The organism is Phenylobacterium sp., from assembly GCF_024508875.1.
Classification (GTDB): domain Bacteria; phylum Pseudomonadota; class Alphaproteobacteria; order Caulobacterales; family Caulobacteraceae; genus Phenylobacterium.
Genome location: NZ_JANINU010000077.1, coordinates 1 through 8,935, shown reverse-complemented (window position 1 = coordinate 8,935; position 8,935 = coordinate 1). Strand labels below are relative to the sequence as shown.

The following is an 8,935-nucleotide window of genomic DNA, read 5'->3' as shown; positions in this document are numbered from 1 at the left end:
CGCCGTGGGCGTGCTGCAGCGCCTCGATCACCGCCCCGCCCTCGGCCTGCTTGCCATGGTGCAGGTGGTTGGACGGACCCAGCGCGCGGATCCGCTCACGGTAGCTGATCGGGGCCCACAAGCCTTCGGACTCGATGAGGTCGATGAGGTAGGCGTCGACCACGACCTGGGGCTGGGCCTTGCCGGCGGCCTCGGCCTGCACCGCCGCCGGATCGTCGTCGTCCCAGAGCTGGGCGTCCGCGAAGCGGGCCACCCACTGGCCGGCCTTCCAGAACACGACCTCGCCGTCGGTCAGGCGGTTGGCGGTCAGAGCTTTCATGCCCGCGCCTCATGGATAAGCGTTTCGATCTCGGGACGGCCTTCGCCGGCCCCTTGCTCACTGGATTGGGCCAAGGCCATCGCCTCGCCCACGATCAGCAGCGCCGGGCCGCTCAGCGCCGCAGCCGCCCCGGCGAGGTCCGCCAGGGTGGTCACGATCCGGCGTTCTTCCGCGCGGCTGGCGCTCTCGACGATCAGGGCCGGGGTCGAGCTCGCCCGGCCGGCGGCCATCAGGCGCGCGGCGATCGGAGCGGCCATCGACAGGCCCATGTAGATCACGACCGTCTGGTTCGCCCTGGCCAGGCTCGCCCAGTCCAGATCGGGCTCGCCGCCCTTGGCCGCATGGCCGGTCACGAAGGTCACCGCCTGGGCCGAGCCCCGGTGCGTCAGCGGCGCGCCGGCGCTCGCACTCGCGGCCAGCGCCGCGGTCACGCCCGGAACCACGAGGCATTCGACGCCCGACTCGCGGCAGGCTTCCAACTCCTCGCCGCCCCGGCCGAAGATGAAGGGGTCGCCCCCCTTGAGGCGTACGACCTCCAGCCCCTCGAGGGCGAAGGCGACGAGCATCCGGTTGATCTCGTCCTGGCTGTAGGAGTGGCGGGACTTGCGCTTGGCCACACTGATCCGGCGCGCGCTCGCCGGCGCAAGGTCCAGGATCTCGTCGGAAACCAGGCCGTCGTGGACCACGACCTCGGCCCCGTGCAGCGCCTTGAGCGCCTTGAGGGTCAGCAGTTCCGGATCGCCCGGGCCCGCGCCGACCAGCCACACACGGCCAGGACCGCGGCGGGGCGCGCCGCCGCCCAGCACCACCAGGCGATCGCCGCCCCTGCGTTTGCCGTTTCCGACAGCCATCTTTAGCTTCTCTATCGACACGCCAGCCCTGAAATCACGACGGGGCGGACTGCCGCCCGCCCCGCCTGACATCCGCCGGCGAAAAGGGCCGATACACCGCCGGACGCTTGCAATAAGGGCGGCGAGGGCCCAATTCGCAACCCAAGGACTTCTGCCGGGGGTGTCAGGAATTCTCGAATGGATCGGAACCAGCCGCGCCGCCGCCTGCCGCCGCTGAACGCCCTGCGTGCGTTCGAGGCCGCCGCCCGTCATCTGAACTTCAGCCGCGCCGCCGACGAGCTCTCCGTGACGCCCGGCGCCGTCAGCCAGCAGATCCAGAACCTCGAGGACTACGTCGGCGCGGCGCTGTTCAAGCGTACGCCGAAGGGCCTGCTGCTCACCGACGCAGCCCAGACCGCCCTGCCGGCCCTGCGTGAGGCGTTCGACCGTCTGGCCGAAGCGGCGAGCCTGCTCACCGCCGCCGTGGATGGCCGCCGTCTCACCATCACCGCCCCGCCCTCCTTCGCCGCCAAATGGCTGGCGCCGCGGTTGGGCGCCTTCGAGCGGGCGCACCCCAACGTCGACGTCTGGCTCAACGCCGGCATGGAACTTGTCGATCTGAGCGCCGGCGAAGTCGACCTTGCCTTGCGTTACGGCGCCGGTCGATACCCGGGCCTGGAAGTGAAGCGACTGGTCAGCGAGGCGGTAATTCCCGTGATCAGCCCGGAACTGCTGAAGGAGCATCCGCTCGACGCGCCGGAGGACCTCGCGAACCACGTCCTGCTGCACGACGGCTCGCCCGAGATCGACGATTCCTGCCCGGACTGGTCCATGTGGCTGGCGGCCCGCGGACTGCGGGGGATCGACGGTCACCGTGGCCCGCGGTTCAACCAGTCCAGCCTCGTGATCGAGGCCGCCGCCAACGGCCGCGGCGTCGCTCTCGCGAAGCGCACGCTGGCCCAGGCCGACCTCGACGCCGGCCGCCTGGTGGCGCCGTTGCAGATGGCGCAGGCGGTCGATTTCGCCTACTACCTCGTCCATCCCAAGGCCAAGGGACGGCTGCCTCAGGTCAAGGCTTTCATCGGCTGGATCGAGGCGGAGGCCCAGGCGCACGAAGAGGCCCTCCAGGCCATCGACAACGGCGCGGGGATCTAGGGTTTTGAAGTTTGCAGGAGGTCTCGTGGCGGCGGTCGTGACGGCGGCTTCGCTTGCGCCCGGCGGCGCGGCGGCCGAGGACGCCCAGGCGAACTACGTTCAGCGCCTGCGGCTGCAGGCTCAGCTACAGACGCTGAACGCAGACCTGCTGAGCCACGACAGCGCCACCGCCGTCCTGCAGTCGCTATGCGACCGACGCGATCCCAACGCGCCGAGGATCCTGGCGCATCAGGTTGAAATTCCGGACGATCTGACCGCGGCCAACGCCGCGCGACGCCAGCTCGGAGCGGCGGCCAACGAGCCGGTCCGCCGGCGGCACGTCGAGCTCAAGTGCGGCGAGGTGGTGCTGTCTCGCGCGGACAACTGGTACCTGCCCGGCCGCCTGACGGCGCAGATGAACATCGATCTGGAATCGACGGAGCGACCGTTCGGCGTTGTCGTTCGCCCGTTGAACTTCCAGCGTCGGACGCTGTCGTCCCGCCTCTTGTTCCAGCCCCTGCCGCCCGGCTGGGAGGCCGTCGATCCAGCCGCCTTCGATGCGCCGGTCGTCGTGCCGCAGAACGTCCTGCAGCACCGCGCGTACTTGCAGACGCCCGACGGCCGCCCCTTCGCGCTGCTGATCGAAACCTATTCCGACCGAGTCTTCGTCCCCTGAGGGATCAGCCGCCGCCGATGCGGGTGAGGTAGCCCTCGATCGCCCCCAGGGCGTCGGCCAGCGCCTGCTTCAGTTCCCCGGCCATCGACGAATCGGCGAACTCGGCCCGGCCGGCGACGTCGCCCAAGACCGTCGCCCCGATGCCGCGGGCCGCGCCCTTGACCGTGTGCGCCAGGTCGCGCCAGCCCTCGCCGGGCGCGTCCAGTCGGCTCATCCAGCCTTCAGCCTGCCCCTGGAAGAGGGCCAGCACCTCGGTCACCACCTGCATGTCGCCGGCCGCGAACGTCTCCAGATACTCGAAGTCCACCGCGTCGTCGGCCATGGCATGCGATTCCCTGATCCCGGAGCCGCTGGTAACGGGCCGACCCCGCCGCTTCAACCTGCGTCGAAGGCGTGTCCGGACACGATTTCACTGTCCCGCGCGGCCGTATTGGGTTTGGCTTCCGCCATGCACGAACCCAAGCCGCCCAAGAAGAGCGAGTCGCTCGAGATCCGGATCCCCTACGCGGCCAAGATCGCGTTCATGGATCGCTGCCAGCGCGAAGGGCGGACGGCCAGCGAAGCCGTACGCGCCTTCATCGACCGGCAGATCGAAGCGCCGGCCGCTTCGTCCCGCCGTCGCTGGCGGATCGCCGCGGGCGCCATGATCGCCGCGGCGCTCGGCGCGGTCGCCCTGCCCTCGCTCGCCCGCCCCGGTCCCGCGCCCGATCCTAGCCGGGATCTCCTACGTCGCGTGGCCTTCGCCCGCATGGACGCCAACCACGACGGCGTCCTCAGCCTGGAAGAATACCGCCGCCGCTAGCGCACCGCTTTGAACAGCCGGGAGACGTCAACGCTGGCCCAGGTCCACGGCTTCCAAAGCGAGGCGCCGCGCCACGACAGCAGGACGAACCGCGCCTGACCGACGAGGTTCTCGGCGGGCACGAAGCCGACCCCGTCCACCGCCGGCGGCCAGCGGCTGTCGAGCGAATTGTCGCGGTTGTCGCCGATCATGAAGTAGGTCCCCTCGGGCACCACATAGGTCCGGGTGTCGTCGCCGTCGTGGCCTGGTCCGCGATCGAAGGTGACGTAGGGCCGCCCGTCGGGCCGGCGCTCGACCACCTCCTGCACCGTGACCTCGGGTGAGCCGGGATCGCGCGTGAAGCCTGCGGGGGCGCGGGCGATGGCCTTGTCGTTGACGAAGATCGCGCCGCCCTCGAACCGCACCCGGTCGCCGGGCAGACCGATCAGCCGCTTGATGTAGTTCTGCGAGGTGTCGCGCGGGAGCTTGAAAACCACGACGTCGCCGCGCTTCGGCGCACGCGCGAAGATGCGTCCTTTCAGAAGTGGCGGCGCGAGCGGGATGGAGTAGCGGCTCCATCCATAGTCGAACTTGGTGATCACGATGTAATCGCCGGTGCGCAGGCCGGGCTCCATCGAGTCCGACGGGATCGTGAACGGCTCGAACAACGCGACGCGCAGCGCCAGCGCGATCAGCAGCGCCGCGCCAATGGTCTTCGCAAGCTCCAGAGCCTCTGCGGCAAAGGACTTCTGCCCTGCAGGCGGGAGGGCTTCTTCGAACGTCGTCGGGCTTTCCATGCCGCCAGCAGGCGTCTCAGCCGGTCGGGGGGCAAGGAAGGCCGTGTCCGGACTTGGCCGGCATCGTGTCCGGACAGCGGATCGCCCTTTCCGCGCGGATATGACTTCGTTTACAAGACTTACCCGAGGTGGGGGAGGAGTAGGATGTCGGTCTACATCTTCGACGCGGTGCGCACGCCGCGCGGCAAAGGGCGACCGGACGGCTCGCTCGCCAAGGTGAAGCCCGCTCGCCTGGTCGGACAGCTTCTCGATGCCCTCGCGCGGCGGAACGGCGCGGAAGCCGTCGCGGGCGCCGGGCATCTGACCCTGGGGTGCGTGACGCAGACCGGCGTCCAGGGCGGCCATATCGCCCTGTCGGCGCGGATCCAGGCCGGACTGCCGGACGACATCGCCTGCCTGACCATCAACAACTTCTGCGTCTCGGGTCTCAGCGCGATCGCCGACGCTGCGCGGCGCGTCGAGTGCGGCCAAGTCGACATGGCGCTGGCCGGCGGCGTCGAGAGCATGTCGCAGACCCCGTTCCTGGCGGACGGCGCGGACTTCTACACCGACTTGGGCATGGCGACGGCCATGGGTTGGGCGCCGGTGGGTCTGGCCGCCGACCTCTTAGCCACCGTCGAAGGCGTCACGCGCGCCGAGATGGACGCGGCGGTCCTGCGCTCGCACCGCCGCGCGGCTTCGGCATGGGCCGAGGGGCGCTACGACGGTCGCGTGATTCCCGTGGTGGACGGCGAAGGCCAGGTCGCCCTGGCCCTAGACGAGAACATCCGCGACTTCGGCGACGGCGCGTCTTTGGCCAAGCTCGGGCCGGTGTTCGCCGCCGCGGGCGCCGGGGGCTACGACGACATCCTGCTCACCAGCCGCCCGGAGCTGACGGACGTCAGGCACCTGCATTCGGTCGCCCACTGTCCGCCGATCTCGGACGGCGCGGCGATGCTGCTGCTGGGCACGCTGGAAGCCGGCCGCGCGCTGGGGCTCGCCCCCCTCGCCCGCATCCGCGCCGTCGGCGAGGCCGCGGGCGACCACGTCATGCAACTCACCGCGGGCTACGCCGCGATGGACAGGGCGCTGGACCGCGCGGGCCTCAAGCTGGGCGATGTGGGCGCTGTGGAGTTCATGGAGGCTTTCGCCGCCGTGCCCGTCGTGTTCGAGCGCCGCTACGCCCCCGACATGGAGCGGGTAAACCCCAACGGCGGCCATCTCGCCATGGGCCACCCGATGGGCGCCACGGGCGCGATCCTCACCACCACACTGCTGGACGACATGGCGCAGCTCGACGCCGAGACGGGCTTGGTTGCGGCCACGGGCGGCGTCGGGGTCGGCGCCGCCATGGTCCTCGAACGGGTCTAGTGGTCGCTGGCGCCCATCTCCTTCAGAAGCTGGGCCCGGTCGTAGTACTCGCGCCAGGCCTTCACCTTGCCGTCCTGGACGTCCAGAATCCCGACGACCGGCACGGCGCCCGGCTTGCCGTTGTAGGTGAAGCGGTCGACGCGCTCGATGAACACCAGCCCGTCGATGACGCCCATGTGCGAGACGTCCAGCACCACGCCGCCGGGCGCGCCTTTGCCCAGCGCGGCGATGCGCTGGTAGATCGCCTCCCGGCCCTTCACCGGCTCGATCATCATCGAGTGGAGGACACCATCTTCGGCGAAGAGATCGCCCACCTTCTTCCAGTCGGCGGCCTTCCAGGCGGCGATCATCTCCTTGACCACCGCGATGCGGCTCGCGTCGGTGTCCGCGGCCTGCGCAGCCAGCGGCGCCATCGCCATCGCAAAGGCCGCCGCGGCCGCCAGTAACGTCTTCATCGCTCTCCTCCAGGTCCGCGGTCGGGCCATCGACGCCTTGTTGGACGAACCGCTTCGCCCTGTCGCCGACTGGTCACTTGCACAACAAGACCATGATGCTAGGCTTGGTTCAAGGGCGCGTCGGATCGGCCGCCACAGAAGTCTTCGGAGAGCCCAGATGAAGATGGAGCGCCTGCCGCCCGTACGGACGTCGCTGCTGCCCAGCAACCACCCGTACCTCAGCGGCCCCTGGACCCCGCAGCACGAGGAGGTGAACGCCACGGACCTCGAAGTGATCGAGGGGGCGATCCCCTCGGACATCGACGGCGTCTACGTCCGCAACACCGAGAACCCGGCGCAGCAGCCGCTGGGTCGGCACCATCCCTTCGACGGTGACGGGATGCTGCACCTGATCAGCTTCAAGGACGGCAAGGCCGACTACCGCAATCGCTTCGTGCGCACCCGCGGCTTCGAGGCCGAACAGGAGGCGGGCCAGTCGCTGTGGGGCGGCCTGATGGACGGCCCCGGCGTATCGCTACGACCCGGCTTCGGCGCGCATGGCGGGCTGAAGGACACGGCGTCGACCGACGTCGTCGTCCACGGCGGCAAGATCGTCTCGACCTTCTACCAGTGCGGGGAGGCCTATTGGCTGGACCCGGAAACGCTGGAGCAGGGCGGCGTCGCCAGTTGGGGGCCGCTGGACGGCGTGTCGGCTCACACCAAGGTCGACGAGGCCACGGGCGAGTTGCTGTTCTTCAACTACTCGAAGTACGCGCCCTACATGCACTACGGCGTCGTCGACCGGCACGGAAAGCTGACCCACTACGTGCCCGTGCCACTGCCCGGCCCGCGCCTCCCGCACGACATGGCCTTCAGCGCCAACTACTCGATCCTGAACGACCTCCCGGTGTTCTGGGACGAGGATCTGCTGAAGAAGGGCGTCCACGCGGTTCGCACGCACCCGGGCATCCCGTCGCGGTTCGCGGTCATCCCCCGCTACGGCCAGGCGTCCGACATCAAGTGGTTCGAGGCCGATCCCACCTACGTGCTGCACTTCCTCAACGCCTACGAGGACGGCGACGAGGTGGTGATGGACGGCTACTTCCAGGAAAACCCGACGCCGCGGCCGCTGCCGGACGCGCCCGAAGGCCTGGGCCACATGATGGCGTTCCTCGACGAGCACAGCTTCCTGCCCAAGCTGCACCGCTGGCGCTTCAACCTGAAGACCGGGAAGACCACCGAACAGCACCTGGACGACCGCATCCTGGAGTTCGGGATGTTCAACCAGCGCTATGCCGGCAAGCCCTACCGCTACGCCTACTCCACCAAGACCCGCCCGGGCTGGTTCCTCTTCACCGGCTTCGTGAAGCACGACCTTGAGACCGGCGAGTCCTGGGAGGTGAACCTCGCCGAGGGCCGGTACGCCAGCGAGTCGCCGTTCGTGCCCCGCATCGACGCCAAGGACGAGGACGACGGCTACCTGGTCAGCTTCATCATCGATGAGAACCGCCAGACGTCGGAATGCGTCCTGATCGACTGCAAGCGCTTCGACGCCGGGCCGGTCTGCCGCATCGCCCTGCCGCACAAGATCTCGAGCGGTACGCACTCGGTGTGGGCTGACCGCGCTTTCATTCGCGACGGCCTCGTCGCCGCGTAAGCAAAAGAGAGTCTAGGGATGGAAATCAAGGACAGCGTCGCCCTGGTGACGGGCGGCAACCGGGGTATCGGCGAGGCCTTCGTTCGCGCGTTCCTCGCGGCGGGAGCCGCCAAGGTCTACGTGGGCACGCGCGAGGTCGCTAACGCCCAGCACCTCGTCGACGAGGACGCCCGCGTGGTGGCCGTGCAGCTCGACGTCAGCAAGCCCGAGCAGATCGAGGCGGCCGCCGCCAAATGCCAGGACGTCAGCATCCTGGTGAACAACGCCGGCCAGTTCTCGATGCAGACCCTGCTCAAGGCCCCGGACCTGTCCGCGGCCCGGGCCGAGATGGAGACCAACTACTTCGGTCCGCTGGCCATGTGTCGGGCGTTCGCCCCGATCCTCGCGCGCCACAAGGAAAGCGCCGTCGCCAACGTGCTGTCGGCCGGCGGCATCGTGGCGGTGCCGGGCATGGGGGGCTACAGCCCCTCGAAGTTCGCAGGGCGCGCCATGTCCACCTGTCTGCGCGCCGAGCTGGCCGCGCAGAACACCTCGGTGACCGCCCTCATCGTCGGCTCGGTCGACACACGGATGGCGAGCCACGTGGAAGGCTTCAAGGAGACGCCGGCGACGATCGCCGAGGCTGCCCTGAAGGCGATCCGCAAGGGCGCCACCGAGGTCGACACCGACTTCATGGCGGTGGACGTGCGCGCCAACCTGGCCCGCGATCCAGCCGGCTTCGAGCTGCAGATGCGCCGTTCGCTGTCCGGCGAGCGCGTGACCACCGGCCGATAGGGAGAGCGTCGTGACCGCCCAGGATTACCTCGACTTCGCCGAACGGTTCGTCGGCGCCATCCAAGCCGGCGACACAGCGACCGTCCGCGCCTGCTACGCACCGGACGCCAAGCTCTGGCACAACAACGACGGGATCGAGCAGACCGTCGACCAGAACATGAAGGTGCTGGACTGGTTCATCCG

The 8,935-nt window shown here is 69.3% G+C and carries 11 protein-coding genes; 6 read left to right on the top strand and 5 right to left on the bottom strand.

Features of this window, described 5'->3' with window-relative positions; all coding sequences use genetic code 11:
* Together Q0L11_RS07215 and cobA are read right to left on the bottom strand one after the other, a co-directional pair.
* A partial coding sequence (locus Q0L11_RS07215) for a DUF2849 domain-containing protein (protein ID WP_296596337.1) occupies nucleotides 1–319 on the bottom strand: 319 nt, incomplete at its 3' end.
* Nucleotides 316–1,170, bottom strand: a complete 855-nt coding sequence (gene cobA, locus Q0L11_RS07210; RefSeq protein ID WP_367183362.1) for a uroporphyrinogen-III C-methyltransferase — start codon at nucleotides 1,168–1,170, stop codon at nucleotides 316–318. The genes Q0L11_RS07215 and cobA, both read right to left, overlap by 4 nt.
* A 177-nt stretch (nucleotides 1,171–1,347) precedes the next feature.
* On the opposite strand from cobA, the gene gcvA reads away from it, so the two are divergent.
* Entirely contained in the window at nucleotides 1,348–2,304 is a 957-nt protein-coding gene (gene gcvA / locus Q0L11_RS07205; RefSeq protein ID WP_296596336.1) for a transcriptional regulator GcvA, read from the top strand.
* Between the two features lie 25 nt (nucleotides 2,305–2,329).
* Nucleotides 2,330–2,959, top strand: a complete 630-nt coding sequence (locus Q0L11_RS07200) for a hypothetical protein (RefSeq protein WP_296596335.1) — start codon at nucleotides 2,330–2,332, stop codon at nucleotides 2,957–2,959.
* A 4-nt stretch (nucleotides 2,960–2,963) separates the two neighbouring features.
* On the opposite strand, the gene Q0L11_RS07195 is transcribed toward Q0L11_RS07200, so the two are convergent.
* Nucleotides 2,964–3,281 (bottom strand): Hpt domain-containing protein, encoded by a 318-nt coding sequence (locus Q0L11_RS07195; protein ID WP_296596334.1) that lies wholly within the window; start codon nucleotides 3,279–3,281, stop codon nucleotides 2,964–2,966.
* Between the two features lie 126 nt (nucleotides 3,282–3,407).
* Here Q0L11_RS07195 and Q0L11_RS07190 point away from each other — a divergent pair, with 126 nt between their 5' ends.
* Nucleotides 3,408–3,761: an EF-hand domain-containing protein gene (locus Q0L11_RS07190; protein WP_296596333.1), complete on the top strand. Its 354-nt coding sequence runs from the start codon at nucleotides 3,408–3,410 to the stop codon at nucleotides 3,759–3,761.
* Here Q0L11_RS07190 and lepB read toward each other — a convergent pair.
* On the bottom strand, nucleotides 3,758–4,537 hold the full coding sequence (gene lepB, locus Q0L11_RS07185) for a signal peptidase I (RefSeq protein WP_296596332.1): 780 nt from the start codon (nucleotides 4,535–4,537) through the stop codon (nucleotides 3,758–3,760). The genes Q0L11_RS07190 and lepB overlap by 4 nt on opposite strands.
* A gap of 144 nt (nucleotides 4,538–4,681) precedes the next feature.
* Between lepB and Q0L11_RS07180 the strand changes: the two genes are divergently transcribed.
* Complete coding sequence (locus Q0L11_RS07180) at nucleotides 4,682–5,887, top strand: acetyl-CoA C-acyltransferase (protein ID WP_296596331.1); 1,206 nt, start codon at nucleotides 4,682–4,684, stop codon at nucleotides 5,885–5,887.
* Here the strand turns inward: Q0L11_RS07180 and Q0L11_RS07175 are convergent.
* Complete coding sequence (locus tag Q0L11_RS07175; RefSeq protein WP_296596330.1) at nucleotides 5,884–6,342, bottom strand: SgcJ/EcaC family oxidoreductase; 459 nt, start codon at nucleotides 6,340–6,342, stop codon at nucleotides 5,884–5,886. The genes Q0L11_RS07180 and Q0L11_RS07175 overlap by 4 nt on opposite strands.
* 157 nt (nucleotides 6,343–6,499) lie before the next feature.
* Here Q0L11_RS07175 and Q0L11_RS07170 point away from each other — a divergent pair, with 157 nt between their 5' ends.
* On the top strand, nucleotides 6,500–7,978 hold the full coding sequence (locus Q0L11_RS07170; RefSeq protein WP_296596328.1) for a carotenoid oxygenase family protein: 1,479 nt from the start codon (nucleotides 6,500–6,502) through the stop codon (nucleotides 7,976–7,978).
* An 18-nt stretch (nucleotides 7,979–7,996) separates the two neighbouring features.
* Nucleotides 7,997–8,752, top strand: a complete 756-nt coding sequence (locus Q0L11_RS07165) for an SDR family oxidoreductase (protein ID WP_296596326.1) — start codon at nucleotides 7,997–7,999, stop codon at nucleotides 8,750–8,752.
* The last annotated feature ends 183 nt before the right edge of the window (nucleotides 8,753–8,935 follow it).